The 15,268-nt window shown below is 66.8% G+C and carries 19 protein-coding genes; 9 read left to right on the top strand and 10 right to left on the bottom strand.

Features of this window, described 5'->3' with window-relative positions; genetic code table 11:
* The first annotated feature begins 6 nt into the window (after positions 1-6).
* The 5 genes from M8A51_RS14545 (at position 7) to M8A51_RS14525 (ending at position 3,785) form a co-directional block, all read left to right on the top strand.
* A complete protein-coding gene (locus M8A51_RS14545; RefSeq protein ID WP_251779190.1) occupies positions 7-1,227 on the top strand; it encodes a type II secretion system F family protein in 1,221 nt (406 codons plus the stop codon).
* A gap of 12 nt (positions 1,228-1,239) precedes the next feature.
* On the top strand, positions 1,240-2,094 hold the full coding sequence (locus tag M8A51_RS14540) for a prepilin peptidase (protein WP_251779189.1): 855 nt from the start codon (positions 1,240-1,242) through the stop codon (positions 2,092-2,094).
* A 10-nt stretch (positions 2,095-2,104) separates the two neighbouring features.
* Positions 2,105-2,713: a dephospho-CoA kinase gene (gene coaE / locus M8A51_RS14535; RefSeq protein WP_251779188.1), complete on the top strand. Its 609-nt coding sequence runs from the start codon at positions 2,105-2,107 to the stop codon at positions 2,711-2,713.
* 102 nt (positions 2,714-2,815) lie between these two features.
* The gene (gene zapD / locus M8A51_RS14530; RefSeq protein WP_251779187.1) at positions 2,816-3,571 is read left to right on the top strand and encodes a cell division protein ZapD; all 756 of its coding nucleotides are present in this window, start codon (positions 2,816-2,818) and stop codon (positions 3,569-3,571) included.
* 1 nt (position 3,572) lies between these two features.
* Entirely contained in the window at positions 3,573-3,785 is a 213-nt protein-coding gene (locus M8A51_RS14525) for a DNA gyrase inhibitor YacG (protein ID WP_251779186.1), read from the top strand.
* A gap of 40 nt (positions 3,786-3,825) precedes the next feature.
* On the opposite strand, the gene M8A51_RS14520 is transcribed toward M8A51_RS14525, so the two are convergent.
* From M8A51_RS14520 to argB, 6 genes are all read right to left on the bottom strand, one after another.
* The gene (locus tag M8A51_RS14520; protein ID WP_251779185.1) at positions 3,826-4,251 is read right to left on the bottom strand and encodes an NUDIX domain-containing protein; all 426 of its coding nucleotides are present in this window, start codon (positions 4,249-4,251) and stop codon (positions 3,826-3,828) included.
* Positions 4,248-5,126 (bottom strand): ATP-binding protein, encoded by an 879-nt coding sequence (locus tag M8A51_RS14515; RefSeq protein ID WP_251779338.1) that lies wholly within the window; start codon positions 5,124-5,126, stop codon positions 4,248-4,250. The genes M8A51_RS14520 and M8A51_RS14515 overlap by 4 nt, the downstream gene beginning before the upstream one ends.
* Before the next feature lie 55 nt (positions 5,127-5,181).
* Positions 5,182-5,802, bottom strand: a complete 621-nt coding sequence (gene pdeM, locus M8A51_RS14510) for a ligase-associated DNA damage response endonuclease PdeM (RefSeq protein ID WP_368408554.1) — start codon at positions 5,800-5,802, stop codon at positions 5,182-5,184.
* A gap of 82 nt (positions 5,803-5,884) precedes the next feature.
* Positions 5,885-6,553, bottom strand: coding sequence for a nucleoid occlusion factor SlmA (gene slmA / locus M8A51_RS14505; protein WP_251779183.1), 669 nt, complete (start codon positions 6,551-6,553; stop codon positions 5,885-5,887).
* Complete coding sequence (locus M8A51_RS14500) at positions 6,553-7,239, bottom strand: pyrimidine 5'-nucleotidase (RefSeq protein WP_407062239.1); 687 nt, start codon at positions 7,237-7,239, stop codon at positions 6,553-6,555. Before M8A51_RS14500 ends, slmA begins: the two co-directional genes overlap by 1 nt.
* A 61-nt stretch (positions 7,240-7,300) precedes the next feature.
* Entirely contained in the window at positions 7,301-8,224 is a 924-nt protein-coding gene (gene argB / locus M8A51_RS14495) for an acetylglutamate kinase (protein WP_251779181.1), read from the bottom strand.
* Between the two features lie 158 nt (positions 8,225-8,382).
* On the opposite strand from argB, the gene M8A51_RS14490 reads away from it, so the two are divergent.
* The 3 genes from M8A51_RS14490 to M8A51_RS14480 are packed head-to-tail and all read left to right on the top strand — an operon-like array spanning position 8,383 to position 9,771.
* The gene (locus tag M8A51_RS14490; protein ID WP_251779180.1) at positions 8,383-8,943 is read left to right on the top strand and encodes a Spy/CpxP family protein refolding chaperone; all 561 of its coding nucleotides are present in this window, start codon (positions 8,383-8,385) and stop codon (positions 8,941-8,943) included.
* Positions 8,944-8,990: 47 nt separating this feature from the next.
* Positions 8,991-9,461: a DUF411 domain-containing protein gene (locus tag M8A51_RS14485; RefSeq protein WP_251779179.1), complete on the top strand. Its 471-nt coding sequence runs from the start codon at positions 8,991-8,993 to the stop codon at positions 9,459-9,461.
* 25 nt (positions 9,462-9,486) lie between these two features.
* Positions 9,487-9,771, top strand: a complete 285-nt coding sequence (locus M8A51_RS14480) for a copper-binding protein (protein ID WP_251779178.1) — start codon at positions 9,487-9,489, stop codon at positions 9,769-9,771.
* Here the strand turns inward: M8A51_RS14480 and M8A51_RS14475 are convergent.
* Positions 9,746-10,717, bottom strand: coding sequence for a LysR family transcriptional regulator (locus M8A51_RS14475; protein ID WP_251779177.1), 972 nt, complete (start codon positions 10,715-10,717; stop codon positions 9,746-9,748). The genes M8A51_RS14480 and M8A51_RS14475 overlap by 26 nt on opposite strands.
* 91 nt (positions 10,718-10,808) lie before the next feature.
* On the opposite strand from M8A51_RS14475, the gene M8A51_RS14470 reads away from it, so the two are divergent.
* Positions 10,809-11,828, top strand: a complete 1,020-nt coding sequence (locus M8A51_RS14470) for a zinc-binding alcohol dehydrogenase family protein (protein WP_251779176.1) — start codon at positions 10,809-10,811, stop codon at positions 11,826-11,828.
* On the opposite strand, the gene bioD is transcribed toward M8A51_RS14470, so the two are convergent.
* From bioD to bioA, 3 genes are read right to left on the bottom strand one after another with little or no spacing between them, the layout of a single operon-like run.
* Positions 11,825-12,529 (bottom strand): dethiobiotin synthase, encoded by a 705-nt coding sequence (gene bioD, locus M8A51_RS14465; RefSeq protein WP_251779175.1) that lies wholly within the window; start codon positions 12,527-12,529, stop codon positions 11,825-11,827. The genes M8A51_RS14470 and bioD overlap by 4 nt on opposite strands.
* Positions 12,526-13,746, bottom strand: a complete 1,221-nt coding sequence (gene bioF, locus M8A51_RS14460; RefSeq protein WP_251779174.1) for an 8-amino-7-oxononanoate synthase — start codon at positions 13,744-13,746, stop codon at positions 12,526-12,528. Before bioF ends, bioD begins: the two co-directional genes overlap by 4 nt.
* Positions 13,736-15,106 carry an adenosylmethionine--8-amino-7-oxononanoate transaminase gene (bioA, locus tag M8A51_RS14455; RefSeq protein WP_251779173.1) on the bottom strand — a complete coding sequence of 457 codons (1,371 nt, stop codon included), beginning with the start codon at positions 15,104-15,106 and terminating at the stop codon, positions 13,736-13,738. The genes bioF and bioA overlap by 11 nt, the downstream gene beginning before the upstream one ends.
* Positions 15,107-15,268: the final 162 nt, after the last annotated feature.

The following is a 15,268-nucleotide window of genomic DNA, read 5'->3' as shown; positions in this document are numbered from 1 at the left end:
GGCACTATGGCAACTGCTGCTGCGGCGAAGAAGATACAAGACATCGTTTTCGAGTGGGAAGGCAAGGACCGCAACGGCAAGCTCGTGCGCGGCGAGATGCGCGCCGGCGGCGAAGCGATGGTCAGCGCCAGCCTGCGCCGACAGGGCGTGCTGGTCACCAAGGTCAAGAAGCGCAGACTGAGCGGCGGCAAGTCCATCAAGCTGAAGGACATCGCCGTGTTCACGCGGCAGTTGGCGACGATGATGCGTGCCGGCGTGCCGCTGCTGCAGGCCTTCGACATCGTCGGGCGGGGCAGCACCAACCCCAAGCTCACGCGCTTGCTGAACGACATCCGCACCGATGTCGAGACCGGCACCAGCCTGTCTTCAGCGTTCCGCAAGCACCCGCTGTACTTCGACGCGCTCTACTGCAACCTGGTTGAGGCCGGCGAAGCCGCCGGCATTCTCGAGACGCTGCTCGAGCGCCTGGCCACCTATCAGGAGAAAACCCTGGCGATCAAGGCCAAGATCAAGTCAGCACTGATCTACCCGGTCGCGGTGTTGGTCGTGGCGTTCATCGTCGTTGCAGTGATCATGATTTTCGTGATTCCGGCGTTCAAGGAAGTGTTCACCTCGTTCGGCGCCGACCTGCCAGCCCCGACGCTGGTGGTAATGGGCATGTCGGAGATCTTCGTCGCGTACTGGTGGCTGATCTTCGGCGTGCTGATCGGGGGCACCTACTTCTTCCTCGAATCGTGGAAGCGATCCGAGAAGATGCAGAAAACCATGGACCGGCTGTTGCTCAAAATGCCCGTGTTCGGCGATCTGGTCTACAAATCGGCGGTCGCTCGCTGGACGCGTACCTTGGCGACGATGTTCGCAGCCGGGGTGCCACTCGTCGAAGCCCTCGACTCCGTGGGCGGTGCCTCCGGCAATGCCGTCTTCGCCGAAGCCACCGAGAAGATCCAGAAAGACGTCTCCACCGGCTCGAGTCTGACAATGTCGATGCAGACCACCGGCATCTTCCCGAACATGGTGCTCCAAATGTGCGCCATCGGTGAGGAATCAGGCTCGATCGACCACATGCTGAACAAGTCGGCCGAGTTCTACGAAGAAGAAGTGGACGAGGCCGTCAAGGGCTTGTCCAGCCTGATGGAGCCGATCATCATCGTGGTGCTCGGCACCATCATCGGCGGTATCGTCGTCTCGATGTACCTGCCGATCTTCAAGCTGGGCCAGGTGGTCTGAGCGATCGCAACGATGACCACAGAACTTTGGGGCTGGTGGCTCTCGCCAGCCGCCCTGGGCGTGCTCGGGGCCTGCATCGGCAGCTTTCTCAACGTCGTGATCCATCGTTTGCCGGTCATGCTCGAGCGGCAATGGAAGCGCGACTGCGCCGAAATGCTGGACCAGCCTCTGCCTGAGGATGGCCCGCCCTTCAACCTGATACGGCCGCGTTCGCGCTGCCCGCAGTGCGGGCACATGATCCGCTGGTACGAGAACATTCCTGTGCTCGGCTGGGTGCTGCTGAAAGGCCGGTGCTCGAACTGCAAGACCCGCATCTCGGCGCGGTACCCGTTCGTCGAATTGCTGACCGGCGCACTCTTTGCGCTGACGGCCTGGAAACTGGGCCCTCAGCCGGTCGCTTTGCTGTGGTGCGCGGCCATCGCGACGCTGGTGGCGCTGACCTTCATCGACTGGGACACGACGCTGTTGCCGGACGATATGACGCTGCCGCTGCTGTGGGCCGGACTCATCGCCGCAGCGCTCGGCTGGAACATTCCGCTGACCTCGGCACTGTGGGGTGCCGTCGGCGGTTACCTGTCGCTGTGGGCGGTGTACTGGCTCTTCAAGCTCACCACCGGCAAGGAGGGCATGGGCTTCGGCGACTTCAAGCTGCTCGCCGCGCTCGGCGCCTGGCTGGGGCCGACGATGCTGCTGCCGATCCTGATCGGCGCATCGGTGCTCGGCACGGTGGTCGGTGTCGCCATGAAAGCGGGTGGCGCCCTGCGCGAAGGCCGGTATGTGCCTTTCGGCCCCTTCCTCGCCGGTGCCGGCATTGCGGTGTTCCTGATCGGGCCCGAGACGGTCGCCGGCTGGCTCGGTTGGTATTGAGCGCAAGGCCATGAGCAGGCTGCGTGTGGGCCTGACGGGCGGCATCGGCAGCGGCAAGAGTACCGTCGCGCACATGCTCGGCGAGCTGGGTGCGCTGGTCGTCGACACCGACGCCATCTCGCGCCAGCTGACCGCGCCGGGCGGCCCGGCCATCTCGGCCATCTCGGCCAGCTTCGGCGCTGATTACATCGATGCGAGCGGCGCATTGGATCGTGCCCGCATGCGCGAGCTCGTGTTCCGCGAGCCGGCGGCACGCCATCGACTGGAACAACTGCTCCACCCGTTGATCGGCGCCGAAACAGTGCGCCGTGCCGCATTGGCGACTTCGGGCCAGGCCGTCGTGTTCGACGTGCCGCTGCTCGTCGAGTCCGGCCGCTGGCGCGCGCTGGTCGACCGGGTGCTGGTGGTCGATTGCAGTGCGGCGACACAGGTCGAGCGCGTCACCCGGCGCTCGCAGCTTGCACCGGACGAGGTCGAGCGCATCATTTCTCAGCAGGCCTCGCGGCCCCGCCGGCTCGCGGCGGCCGATGCCGTCATCTGCAACGACGGCGTCTCGCTGGAGCAGTTGCGGGCACAAGTCGCCGGGTTGTGGAACTTCTGGCAGCCGTCTCGACCGTAACCGAGTCTGTCGCACCCTTGGTCCCGGCCGTCGGGCTGTGAAACAATGCCGCGAGGTTTCGCTTGCGGCCTTCGCCGACGAGCAAGCCCGAGGAATCCTGCCTTGACTCTGTACGAATACCCCTTCAACGAGAGCATCCGCACGATGCTCAGGCTCGAGCACCTGTTCGACCGGCTCGGCCAGTTGATGCCCCGGGAAGCGGCGGTGGACCACCACTATGCGCTGGCGACCATGTTCGAGATCATCGATGTCGCATCGCGCGCCGACCTGAAGTCCGACCTGCTGAAGGACCTGGAGCGCCAGAAGGCGCAGCTCAACGCCTTTCGCGGCAACCCGTCGATCTCCGAGCGTGTGCTCGACGACGTGGTGGCGCGCATCGACCATGCCTTCAACGGCCTCAACGAGCTGCCGGGCAAGGCCGGCCATTCCTTGACGACCAACGAATGGCTGATGAGCATCCGCAGCCGCATCAGCATTCCGGGCGGCACCTGCGAGTTCGATCTGCCGGCCTACTACGCGTGGCAGCACCTGCCCGCTGCCCGCCGGCAGGCCGACCTGCAGCACTGGATCTCGACGCTGACGCCGTTGGCCGAGGCGCTGAAGGTGCTGCTCGCGCTGCTGCGCGATTCCGGCATGCCGCACAAGGTGGTCGCGCAGCATGGCCAGTACCAGCAGAGCCTGCCGGCCGGCCGCACCTTCCAGTTGCTGCGGGTGCGCATCGACCCGGCCCTCGGCGTGGTGCCCGAGATCAGCGGCCACCGGCTGATGGTGTCGATCCGGCTGATGCGGCAAGACCCGGAAGGCCGACTGCGCCCGGCCGGTGACGAGGATGTTTCGTTCGAACTGACGCTTTGTTGAGATGAGCAAGACGAAGAACGCGGCGGGCCGCGTCGTGCGCTGCCCCACCTGCGCGGGCGACAGCCTCTATTCGCCCGACAACCCCTATCGGCCGTTTTGCAGCGAGCGCTGCAAGAACATCGACTTCGGTGCCTGGGCCAGCGAGAGCTATCGCGTCGAAGCCAAGCCCGACACGCAAGACCTGTCGGACGACGAGCCGCACGGTCCTCATTGAGCGTCCCGGAGCGCGTTTTTCGCGCAACCTGCTAGCCCTTTCACCCGGCGTGCGTCGCCCCCTCGAAGCCGCGCTCCTCGGCAAACCAGCGCAGCACCGGCAGTGTGCCGGGCAGCACGGGAGCCACCTCGACCGGCAGCGTCTGCCACGCCATGGCCTGCTGCTCGCGCATCTCGAAATCGCCGCTCCACTGGTAGACCTTGCAGAAATGCAGCCGTACCAGCGCGTGCGGGTAGTCGTGCATCTCGACCTTCCACGGGTGGGCCGGGCCGATCGTCACGCCGAGTTCCTCATGCAGCTCGCGACGCAAGGCCTGCTCGACGCTTTCGCCAGCTTCGAGCTTGCCGCCCGGGAATTCCCAATAGCCGGCGTAGACCTTGCCATGCGGACGCGAGGTCAGCAGAAAGCGCCCCTCGGGGTCGATCAGCACGCCGACGGCCACGGCGACCGGCTCCCGCTCGCTCATGCCTTGCCCTCCGCGCGCCGGCCCGCGTAGTCGCGTGCAAACTGGTAGGCGACCCGCCCCGAGCGCGAGCCGCGCTCGAGCGCCCAGACGAGCGATTCCTGGCGCGCGTCGGCAATCGCCCGTTCATCGGTGCCGAAGCTGCGCAGCCACTGCGCGACGATCACCAGGTACTCTTCCTGGCTGAACGGATAGAAGCTCACCCACAACCCGAAGCGCTCGGACAGCGAGATCTTCTCCTCGATGACCTCACCCGGGTGCACCTCGCCGTCCTCGGTGTGCTGGTAGGTCAGGTTCTCCTTCATGTACTCCGGCAGCAGGTGGCGGCGGTTGGAGGTCGCGTAAATCAGCACGTTGGCGGTCGCGGCGGACACGGAGCCGTCGAGGATGGACTTGAGAGCCTTGTAGCCCGGCTCGCCCTCGTCGAAGCTCAGATCGTCGCAGAACACGATGAAGCGCTCGGGACGTTCGGCCACCAGATCGACGATGTCTGGCAGATCGACGAGGTCTGACTTGTCGACCTCGATCAGCCGCAGGCCCTGCGTCGAGAATTCGTTGAGGCACGCCTTGATCAGCGAGGACTTGCCCGTGCCGCGAGCACCGGTCAGCAGCGCGTTGTTGGCGCTGCGGCCAGCGACGAACTGCGCGGTGTTGCGCACCAGGCGCTCCTTCTGCCCCTCGACCTCACGGATATCGTCGAGGCGGATACCGGAAACATGTCGGACCGGATCGATGCTGGCGCTGCCCGCGCGCTTGCGGTAGCGGAAGGCAGTGGACGCGGACCAATCGGGCGCCGTCGCGGCATGCGGCAGCACCGCCTCGAGGCGGGCCAGCAGCCCTTCGGCGCGGGCAATCAGGCTTTCAAGCGAAGCAGACATCTCTGAGGAAACCGGCGACGGAACAGAACGGACGTGGGCACGCAGTGTAGCGGCCTCAAGCCGCCGGCATGGCCACGACCCGCGCGTCGGCAACCGCATAGACCCGGTCGCCTTCGGCGACCGGCACGGGATGCATGCCGGTGAAGCTGCCGAAGGCCGGCATCACACCGACGTCGCGGCCAAACCAGAAGCACGGCAGGCGCAGCCTGTCGCGGGCCCGCCCGCTCAGGCCGATGCAGGGGTGCAGGTGACCCGCCAAGGCATAGAGGCCGGCAACCGGGCGGGGGTGGTGGCACAGCGCGAGCGGGCCTAGCGGCCAGGGCTCATCGGCGCAACGGACACCCAGGGTGGCGGGCGGATCGCCGGCGCGATCATCGTGGTTGCCGCGCACCAGCACCACCTCGAGGTCCGCATGCCGTTCACGCCAGCGATGCAGAGCACCGAGCGTCGACGGCGCATGTGCACGGCGTGAATGCAGGAAGTCGCCCAGGAACACCAGCCGCGTTGCCGCCATGGCATCGATCAACCTCGTCAGCCGATCCAGCGTCTCGCCGGTTGTTCCCCGTGGCACGGGCACGCCCCAGCGGCGAAACGAGACGGCCTTGCCGACATGCGCGTCGGCGACCAGCAGAGTGTGATGATCGGGGAGGAAGGCGGCCTTCTCCGGCAGCAGCACCAGCCGCTGCCCGGCCACGTCGATCGGAAGCATCGTAGGCGTCGGGACTTGGTCACCGCCCTGCGTCGGGCGGTGCGGGTGGTCAGCCTACCAGCAGCCGCAGGCTCGCCTCCAGGTGCTCGCTCGGGGAACGCTTGAAGCCCGAGCGCGCATAGCGTTGCAGGCGCCCGACGATAAAACTCGTGAGCACGGACGCGAGCGTGGCCGCATCGACGGTCGGCGAGATCGAGCCCGCGCCATCGGCCGCCGAGCGCAGGCTCTGCCGCAACTGAGACTCGATGCGGTCGAAGAACTGATTCATCCGCACCAGCAGACGTTCGTTCTCGAAGACCAGTGCGTCGCCGACCATCACGCGTGTCATGCCCGGGTTCTTTTCGCCGAATTGCAACACGACGGCGGCGATCTTCTGAGCCTGTACCGCCCCCTGCGGGTCGCGTTCGACAATCTGATTCACCAGCGTGAAGACGCTTTGCTCGATAAAGTCGATCAGCCCTTCGAACATCTGGGCCTTGCTTGCGAAATGGCGATACAACGCCGCTTCGCTGACTTCCAGGCGGGCCGCCAGTGCGGCGGTCGTGATGCGGTCCGCCCCCGGCTGCTCCAGCATGGACGCCAGTGTCTGCAGGATCTGGATGCGGCGCTCGCCCGGCTTGGGGCGCTTGCGCGCGGGCACGCCGCCGGAACCGGTGTCCTCGTTAGGAAGATCCAGATCGGTAGCGCTTGCGTCGGGCGGAACAGGGGTATCAGACATCACAACCTGCGTAACTTCTGTAGCGAACGGATTCTCGCATGCACATACGCAGGCCTTCGGTGCACGTAAACACCTACTTCGGGACCTTGTGAATTGCGTCTCACATAGCGTTGCATCCAGACGGTGCGCATGCCCAGGCCGTGTGCCGATTTCTGGTGGGCCAGGGTGTCTTCGACCAGCACGCAGCGCCGTGGGTGCACCTTCAGCCGAGCCATCAGCGCCTGGAACATGCGTCGGTCGGGCTTGGGTCGGAAATGACCGAACATCCGCATGTCCTCGATGCTGAGGACGCCGTCGAAGCACCTCGCCAGCCCGAGCGCCAGCAACACCCGCTGCGCATAGGCCCACGGCGCATTGGTCAGTACGTACTTGCGCCCGCGCAACCGCCTCAAGGCCGCCTTGTCGTGTGCATGCCCCTGGAGTCCGTCCTCCAGCCCCGGCAGCAGGTGCGTGTGGTGCAAAAAATGGCGCGCATCGACACCGTGGTGGCGCACCAGCCCGAGCAGCGTCGCGCCGTACCGGCGCCAGTAGTCGCGCCGCAGGAAGTCGGCTTGCGGCGGGGGTACCTTCAGTTCGCGCGCGATATAAGCGGTCATCGAGACGTCGAGCATCCCGAACACGGCGCGCGAGGCGTCGTGCAGCGTGTTGTCGAGGTCGAACAGCCAGATCGGCCCGGGACGTGTCATCGGCATGCGGCAGCAAAAAGGCCGCTCGCGGCGGCCTCGATTCGTCGGGATGCGAGAGGCATCAATGCGAGCGAATCATCGTGCCATAAGCCTGTTCGGTCAGGATCTCGAGCAGCATCGAGTGCGGTACGCGCCCATCGATGATGTGCACCGAGTTGACGCCACTCTTGGCGGCATCCAGTGCGGAGCTGATCTTCGGCAGCATGCCGCCTGAAATGGTGCCGTCGGCAAACAATTCGTCGATCTCGCGTGCGGACAGGTCGGTGAGCAGATGACCGTTCTTGTCGAGCACCCCCGGCGTATTGGTCAGCAGGATCAGCTTTTCGGCGTTCAGCACCTCGGCCAGCTTGCCGGCCACCACGTCGGCATTGATGTTGTAGTTCTCGTTGTGATCGCCGAAGCCCAGCGGCGAGATCACCGGGATGAACTGGTCGTCCTGAAGCGCCTTGACCACGGATGGGTCTATCGACTCGATCTGGCCGACCTGCCCGACATCGTGTTCTTTCGAGGGGTCGTTCTTGTCGACCATCTTCAGCTTGCGTGCACGGATCAGGCCGCCGTCCCGCCCCGTCAGGCCCACCGCCTTGCCGCCGGCAAAATTGATCAGGCCGACGATGTCCTGCTGCACCTGCCCGGCGAGCACCCATTCGACGACCTCCATCGTCTCCTCGTCGGTCACCCGCATGCCCTGGATGAAGGTGCCCTTCTTGCCGATCTTCGCCAGCGCCTCGTCGATCTGCGGGCCGCCGCCGTGCACCACCACCGGGTTCATGCCGACCAGCTTCAGCAGCACCACGTCCTCCGCGAAATCCTGTTGCAGCGCCGGATCGGTCATGGCATTGCCGCCGTACTTGATGACGATGGTCTTGCCGTGGAACTTGCGGATGTAGGGCAGTGCCTGGGCGAGGATCTCGGCCTTGTCGCGCGGCGCGACATGATGCAGGTCCTGAAATGGCTGCGCGGCAGCGGGGGGCTCGGTAGACATGGAACGGTGCTCCGGTGGAACTGTGGGCAACGGCGCCGATTCTATTCGGCACCCCTTGCGGTCGGCTGAGCACCTGCTTGCTTGACCTTCCCATGTGGGCAAGGTCTATAGTGCGCCGGTTCTTGCGATGTTTCTCATCCTCAGCCACGGAGACAACCATGCCGTCCCGATTCACCACCTTGTGCCTCGCGCTCGTGCTACCCCTGGCCGCCACCGCGAACACCGACCGGTCAGGGCACCACAGGCACGATATGCCGGCACAGCCCTACGCCGGGCAACAGCAACGCGAGATCAAGTCGTTGCCCGACGCCGAGATCGCGGCGCTGCTGAAAGGCGACGGCATGGGCTATGCCAAAGCGGCCGAGCTGAACGGCTACCCCGGCCCTGCCCATGTGATCGAACTGGCCGATGCCCTTGCACTGGACGACTCCCAGCGCGCCGCCACGCGGCAATTGATGCACCAGCACAAGGCGCGGGCGCGTGAACTGGGCGCGGCGCTGGTCGAGGCTGAACGGCAGCTCGACCGTGCCTTTGCACATCGTCACATCGACGAGCGACTGCTGTCGACCCTGACCCAGCGGGTCGCCGAGCTGCAAGCGCAGCTGCGCAGCGAGCACTTGGCGACGCACTTGGCGCAAACGCGTCTGCTGACGCCGCAACAGGTGCATCGCTACAACGAAATGCGGGGTTATGCCGCAGCGGGCGGTACCACCGAATGAACTCTGGCCCGGCCGGCGGGCTCTCAGTCAAGGTACAGGAGTCACCAATGCCTACCAGAAGACACTTCCTTGGCAGCGTCGCCGCAGCGCTGGGCGGCGCCGCCCTGGGCGCCAGCGGCCTCGCCTGCGCCGCCACCGACGCGCGGCCGCAGATCGAGGTCTGGAAATCCGCCAGTTGCGGCTGCTGCCACCTTTGGGTGGACCACCTGGAGCGCAACGGCTTCCAGGTGAAGGTCAACGACGTCGCCGGCCCGGCCGACTATCGCGAAAAGTTCGGCATGCCGTCTGCCTACGGCTCGTGCCACACTGCCCGTGTGCAGGGCTATGTGCTCGAAGGCCATGTGCCGGCGCGCGAGATTCACCGACTGCTGAAGGAAAAGCCTCAGGCGTTGGGCCTCGCCGTACCCGGCATGCCGGTCGGCTCACCCGGCATGGAAATGGGCGAGCGCAAGGACCCGTACGACGTGATGCTGGTGGCGCGCGACGGCAAAGCCCGCGTGTACCAGAGTTACCGATAGACCCACACAAGGAGGGACCGACGCGATGAAGAAACTCTCCGCTCTGCTGGCCCTGCTGACCGGCTTCGCTGCCGGGCCGGCGCTGGCGCAGAACACCGACGGCGAAGTGCGCAAGATCGACAAGGCCGCCGGCAAGGTCACGATCAAGCACGGCGAGATCAAAAATCTCGACATGCCGCCGATGCAGATGGTCTTCCGTGCGCAGCCGCCCGCACTGCTCGACAAGGTGCAGGTGGGCGACAAGGTGCGCTTCCATGCCGAGAAGGTCGGCGGCGCCTACACCGTCACGGCGATCGAAGTACAGAAGTAGCACGGCCCGCCCGCAAGGTGCTGCCTGACGCCTGCAGCCGCGGCTGCACGGACGCACAGCAGGCGGCGAGGTGCTCCACCAGCGCCCGCACACGCGCCGGGATGAAGCGGTTGCTGGGCAGGACCGCATGCAATGGGATCGATTCGCCGACAAAATCCGGGAACAGCCGCACCAAGGCCCGGCTTTCCAGGTCGGCCAGGACGTCCAGTTCCGCCTTCGACGCCACCCCGTGACCCGCGACGGCCCAGCGTCGCGCGATCTCCCCGTCGTCGCACTGGCGCCGGCCGTTGACGCGCAGCTCGACCGGCTCGCTGCCGTCCGGCCGTGAGAAATGCCAGACCGCATTTCGCTGGCCGCGCAGGCGGAAGGTGATGCAGTCGTGCCCCGACAGCTCTTGTGGATGCTGCGGCGCACCGTGGCGCGACAGGTAGCCGGGCGCAGCGCAGGCGATGCGGCGCACGTCCATCAGCTTGCGGGCAACCAGGCGCGAATCGCTCAGTTCGCCATAGCGCAGCGCCACGTCGACGTGGTCCTTCACGACGTCCTGCAGCGTGTCGCTGACGCTGAGATTGATCTCGACCCCCGGGTGCGCCTGCAGGAAGGCGTCGAGCCACGGTAACAGGACGTGGCGCGTCAGGTCGCTCGAACTGGTGACCCGCACCGTGCCGTGCAGGCGCTGCGTGTCCTCTCCGATCTGCGCGCTGCCCTCCTCCAGCAACTCGAGGGCGCGGGCAGCGTAGCCTGCCAGCACGGCGCCCGCCGGGGTGGCGCGCATCGAACGCGTCGTGCGCTCGAACAGGCGCGCGCCGACTCGCGCCTCGAGCCGGCGCAGCATGGCGCTCGCTGCAGCGGGCGTGACTTGCAGCATCTGCGCCGCGCTGGACAGGTTGCCGCCCTCGGCACATGAGACGAGCAGCCGAAGCTCATCCACATTTTCAATTTTCATTTGAAATAGATCGTCATTCTGGCTTCTTATCAATTGAGGATTGAATCATCAGAATGGCGGCATCGCCACCCCTTGATATAGGAAAAGCACCATGAAAGCCGTCGGCTACCTCACGCCCCTGCCCATCGATCATCCGGAAGCGCTGATCGATCTGGAACTGCCCGACCCCATGCCCGGTCCGCGCGACCTGCTGGTCGAGGTGGCGGCCGTCTCGGTCAACCCGGTCGACACCAAGGTGCGGCGCAACCGCCAGCCTGCAGAGGGGCCGCAGGTGCTCGGCTGGGACGCCGTCGGGCGGGTCCGGGCCGTCGGCGCCCAGGTGCACGGTTTTTCCGTCGGCGACCGCGTCTGGTATGCCGGGGCCATCGACCGCCCCGGCAGCAACAGCGAACTGCATCTCGTCGACGAGCGCATTGCCGCACATGCGCCGGCCACGCTCGGCGACGCAGCGGCAGCCGCCTTGCCGCTGACGGCCATCACGGCCTGGGAAATGCTGTTCGAGCGCCTGCACGTGCCGCGCGGCGGCGACACCGACAGCACGTTGCTCGTCACCGGGGGGGCGGGCGGCGTCGGATCGATCCTGATCCAACTGGCGCGCCGGCTGACCGGCGTCACCGTCGTCACGACGGCCTCGAGACCGGAGTCGCGTGCCTGGTGCCTCGAACTCGGTGCCCACCATGTGATCGACCACACACAGGCTTTCGGACCGCAATTGCAGGGATTGTCGCTGCCGCCGGTACGCTACGCGGCGAGCCTCACGCACACGCCACAGCATTTCCAAGCCCTGGTCGATACGCTGGCGCCGCAGGGGCGGCTGGCAGCCATCGACGACTTCGACAGCAACGCCATCGACGTGATGGCGCTGAAGTCGAAGAGCCTGTCTTTCCATTGGGAGATGATGTTCACGCGGTCGCTGTTCCAGACGCCTGACATGGGCATGCAGGGCCAGTTGCTGGCCGAGGTGGCGCGACTGGTCGACGAAGGCCGTCTGCGCAGCACGCTCACCGACACGCTGGGGCCGATCGACGCGGCGCAGCTGAAACGCGCACATGCGCTGGTCGAAAGCGGCCGTATGCGCGGCAAGGTGGTGCTCGAGGGGTTCCGGCGCTAGAAGCCCGGCAGACGCTGCAGCAGCAAGGCAGCCTCGAAGCAGTCGGCGACAGCTTCGGCCGTCGGCTGCGCCATCCACGGCACCGTCGCGAGCCGAGGGGCTGCGTATTGCTCGGCCAGCAGGTGGTCCAGCGTCGCGATGTTCTCGTCCGCATGGGCCATCCGCGGGTCGATGCGGTTGGCGACCCAGCCGGCCAGCAGCAACCCGCGCCGGTGCACGGCCTGGGCCGTCAGCAACGCGTGGTTGAGGCAACCGAGCCGCAGGCCGACCACCAGCACGACCGGCATGCCAAGGTCAGCGGCGAAATCGTCGGTGCCCCAGCCCTGGCCCAGCGGCACGCAGAACCCGCCGACGCCCTCGACCACCAGCGCATCGGCGCGCTCGGCCAACAGGCGGACATGGCCGAGCAAGGCGGCCCGCTCGACCGTGAGGCCCTCGCGCTGCGCTGCGATATGCGGCGCACAGGGCTCGCGCAACAGGCAGGGGCAGACCTCGGCGGTCGACAGCTGGACCGTACTGGCTGCCCGCAAGGCCTCCACGTCGTCGTTGACCCACCCATCGCCGTGCGGCCGCAGTCCGGCCGCCACCGGCTTGCAGCCTGCCACCCGCATCCCCGCACGAGCCAGCACGGTCGACAGCCCGGCGCTGACGCAAGTCTTGCCGACTTCGGTATCGGTGCCGGTGACGAATACGCCCTTCACCCCAGGCTCCCGACCACGCAGGCGGCGCGCACCAGCGCTTCGACCAGCCGATCGACGTCGTCGAGCGAATGGGCGGCGCTCAAGGTGATGCGCAGCCTTGCCGTGCCCGCCGGGACGGTCGGCGGGCGGATCGCCGGCACCCAGAGGTCCTGCGCCTGCAGCGCCGCAGCCAGTGCCAGCGCGTCGGCATTGCTGCCCACGATCAGGGGCTGGATCGCTGTTTTCGACGGCGCCAGCCGCCAGGAACGGCCCGGCAGTGCAGCCGCGAGGCTGGCTCGCAACGCGGCGATCAGCGCCTGCAGGTGATGCCGCCGTCGGTCGCCCTCGCCACTGCCGATCAACTCCAGGCTCTTGCGCAGGGCGTGCGCGACAGCGGGCGGCGTGGCCGTGGTGTAGATGTAGGTGCGTGCCGTCTGCACCAGCCACTCGATCACCGTCGGGTGCGCTGCGACGAACGCCCCGGACACGCCTGCCGCCTTGCCGAGCGTGCCGATGTAGATGCAGCGCTCGCTGCGCAGCCCGAAGTGAGCCAGGCTGCCCCGGCCTTGTGCGCCGACGACGCCGAAACCGTGCGCGTCGTCGACCACCAGCCAGGCGTCGTGTCGCTCGGCCAGCCGAAGCAATTCAGGCAGCGGCGCCACGTTGCCGTCCATGCTGAAGACGGCGTCCGTCACGATCAGCTTCAGAGGTGTCGCGCACGCGGCCAGTTGTTCCTCGAGCACACGCAGGTCGCAGTGCGGGTACTTCACGACGGCGGCCTTCGCCAGCCGTGCACCGTCGATCAGCGATGCATGGTTGAGCGTCTCGCAGAACAGGGTCGCCGATGGCCCGCCCAGCGCGGTCAGCACGGCGAGGTTGGCCATGTAACCCGTGCAGAAGAACAAGGCGCGTGCGTCCGGCACGTGGGGCGCGAGGAATGCGGCAAGCTCCTCCTCCAGCGCCGCATGCGGTTGGCCATGCCCACTGATGAGATGCGACGCGCCACTGCCGGCGCCATATCGCCGCGCGCCCTCGGCCAGCGCCTCGATCACATCCGGGTGGTTGGCGAACCCGAGGTAGTCGTTGCTGCAGAAGGCCAGTACTTCGCGCGGTGCCTGGCCGTCGCTTTCACCCACCTGCTGGTGAGGCGCACAAGGCGTGTGGACGGTGCGCCGCCGGCGACGCAGGGCCAGGGCGTCGCGCTCGGCGAGTTGGGTTTGCAGATGCTCAAGCAGCATGAGCGCCTCCGCCCAGCACGGCATCGAGCGTCGCCCGCGTGCGTTCGCCCAGCCAGCGCGCCAGGTCGCCGTCCAGCACGTAAGGCGGCAGCAGATAGACGGTCGGCCCGATAGGCCGTATCAGCAGTTCGCGCCGGCGCCCTGCAAGGTGGAAGCGCTCCGAGAAGCGCTCGCCCGCGACACGCGGCTCGACATCGAAGGCCCAGATCATTCCGGTGCGCCTCAGATGCCGCACGCGCGCATCGTGTTGCAGCGGCGCGAGCGCCGTGTCGAGTGAGGCAGCCGCTGCCCGATTGCGCTCGAACACCGGCTCGGTCTCGAAACGGTCGAGCACCGCGAGCGCGGCGCGGCAAGCGAGCGGGTTGCCGGTGTAGGAGTGTGAATGCAGGAAGCCGCGGGCGGTGTTGTCGTCGAGGAAGGTCTCGTAGATCGCATCGCGCGACAACACCAGCGACAACGGCAGGTAGCCGCCGCTGATGCCCTTGGACAGGCACAGCAGGTCGGGCCAGACGCCCGTCTGTTCGCAGGCGAAGAAGCTGCCGGTGCGCCCGCAGCCCACCGCGATCTCGTCAGCGATCAGATGCACGTCGTGGCGGTCGCACAGCTCGCGCACCAGACGCAGGTAGAGCGGGTCGTGCATGGCCATGCCGACGGCGCACTGCACCAGCGGCTCGACGATGACCGCGGCGATGCGGTCGCCCCGCGCCTCGAACAGCGTCGCCAGCTCACCGGCCGCACGCCGCGCGACATCGACCGCCGATTCGCCGGGCAGCGCTTGCCGGGCGTCAGGCGACATCACGAGGTGTGAGCGCATCAGCAGCGGGTCGTACGCGTCGCGGAACACCGCGACGTCGGTCACGGCGAGCGCACCGATGGTCTCGCCGTGATAACCACCGCGCAGGCAGACGAACTCTTGCTTGCTGCTCAACCCCCGGTTGCGAAAGCTGTGGAAGCTCATCTTCAGCGCGATCTCGACGGCCGACGCCCCATCGCTCGCAAAGAAGGCGTGGCCCAGTTCGTCGCCGGTAAGTGCCGACAGCCGCTCAGCCAGTTCGACCGCACTCGCATGTGTGCAGCCGGCCAGCATCACGTGCTCCAGCCGTTCGAGCTGGTCGCGCAAAGCCGCATTGATGCGTTCGTCGCCGTGGCCGAACAGGTTGACCCACCAGGAACTGATGGCGTCGAAGTAGCGGGCCCCTTCATGGTCTTCCAGCCACGGCCCTCGCGCCCGAGCGATCGGCAGCAGCGGCACCTGATCCAGCCGCTGCATCTGCGTGCAGGGGTGCCACACGCTGGCCCGGCTGCGGCGCTGCCACGAGGCATTGCCTCCCGGCCGCGGTGCTGGGTTCCTGTCGTCCATCCCGCTCCCTCCTTGGCGCTTAGGCGCGATGCATGCGCCTCGAAAGGGGTGGATGTTAGGAACACCCGAGGCCCGGATCAACCGGACACCACTTGGGCGACAACACCAATCTTGTCGTCAGATGCGGGCTGCATCGCTGCAGTTGGGGCAGTCCTGCGTTGA

This window comes from Caldimonas mangrovi (assembly GCF_023721835.1).
In the GTDB taxonomy this organism is placed as follows: Bacteria; Pseudomonadota; Gammaproteobacteria; order Burkholderiales; family Burkholderiaceae_C; genus Caldimonas; species Caldimonas mangrovi.
Note: the sequence above shows the minus strand (reverse complement) of the source record. Positions and strands in the feature narration are given on the sequence as shown.

Coding starts and splice junctions, on each gene's coding strand:
- M8A51_RS14545 (WP_251779190.1), top strand. CDS start 7: ATGGCAACTGCTGCTGCGGCGAAGAAGATACAAGACATCGTTTTCGAG.
- M8A51_RS14540 (WP_251779189.1), top strand. CDS start 1,240: ATGACCACAGAACTTTGGGGCTGGTGGCTCTCGCCAGCCGCCCTGGGC.
- coaE (WP_251779188.1), top strand. CDS start 2,105: ATGAGCAGGCTGCGTGTGGGCCTGACGGGCGGCATCGGCAGCGGCAAG.
- M8A51_RS14525 (WP_251779186.1), top strand. CDS start 3,573: ATGAGCAAGACGAAGAACGCGGCGGGCCGCGTCGTGCGCTGCCCCACC.
- M8A51_RS14520 (WP_251779185.1), bottom strand. CDS start 4,251: ATGAGCGAGCGGGAGCCGGTCGCCGTGGCCGTCGGCGTGCTGATCGAC.
- M8A51_RS14515 (WP_251779338.1), bottom strand. CDS start 5,126: ATGTCTGCTTCGCTTGAAAGCCTGATTGCCCGCGCCGAAGGGCTGCTG.
- slmA (WP_251779183.1), bottom strand. CDS start 6,553: ATGTCTGATACCCCTGTTCCGCCCGACGCAAGCGCTACCGATCTGGAT.
- M8A51_RS14500 (WP_407062239.1), bottom strand. CDS start 7,239: ATGACACGTCCCGGGCCGATCTGGCTGTTCGACCTCGACAACACGCTG.
- argB (WP_251779181.1), bottom strand. CDS start 8,224: ATGTCTACCGAGCCCCCCGCTGCCGCGCAGCCATTTCAGGACCTGCAT.
- M8A51_RS14490 (WP_251779180.1), top strand. CDS start 8,383: ATGCCGTCCCGATTCACCACCTTGTGCCTCGCGCTCGTGCTACCCCTG.
- M8A51_RS14485 (WP_251779179.1), top strand. CDS start 8,991: ATGCCTACCAGAAGACACTTCCTTGGCAGCGTCGCCGCAGCGCTGGGC.
- M8A51_RS14480 (WP_251779178.1), top strand. CDS start 9,487: ATGAAGAAACTCTCCGCTCTGCTGGCCCTGCTGACCGGCTTCGCTGCC.
- M8A51_RS14475 (WP_251779177.1), bottom strand. CDS start 10,717: ATGAAAATTGAAAATGTGGATGAGCTTCGGCTGCTCGTCTCATGTGCC.
- M8A51_RS14470 (WP_251779176.1), top strand. CDS start 10,809: ATGAAAGCCGTCGGCTACCTCACGCCCCTGCCCATCGATCATCCGGAA.
- bioF (WP_251779174.1), bottom strand. CDS start 13,746: ATGCTGCTTGAGCATCTGCAAACCCAACTCGCCGAGCGCGACGCCCTG.
- bioA (WP_251779173.1), bottom strand. CDS start 15,106: ATGGACGACAGGAACCCAGCACCGCGGCCGGGAGGCAATGCCTCGTGG.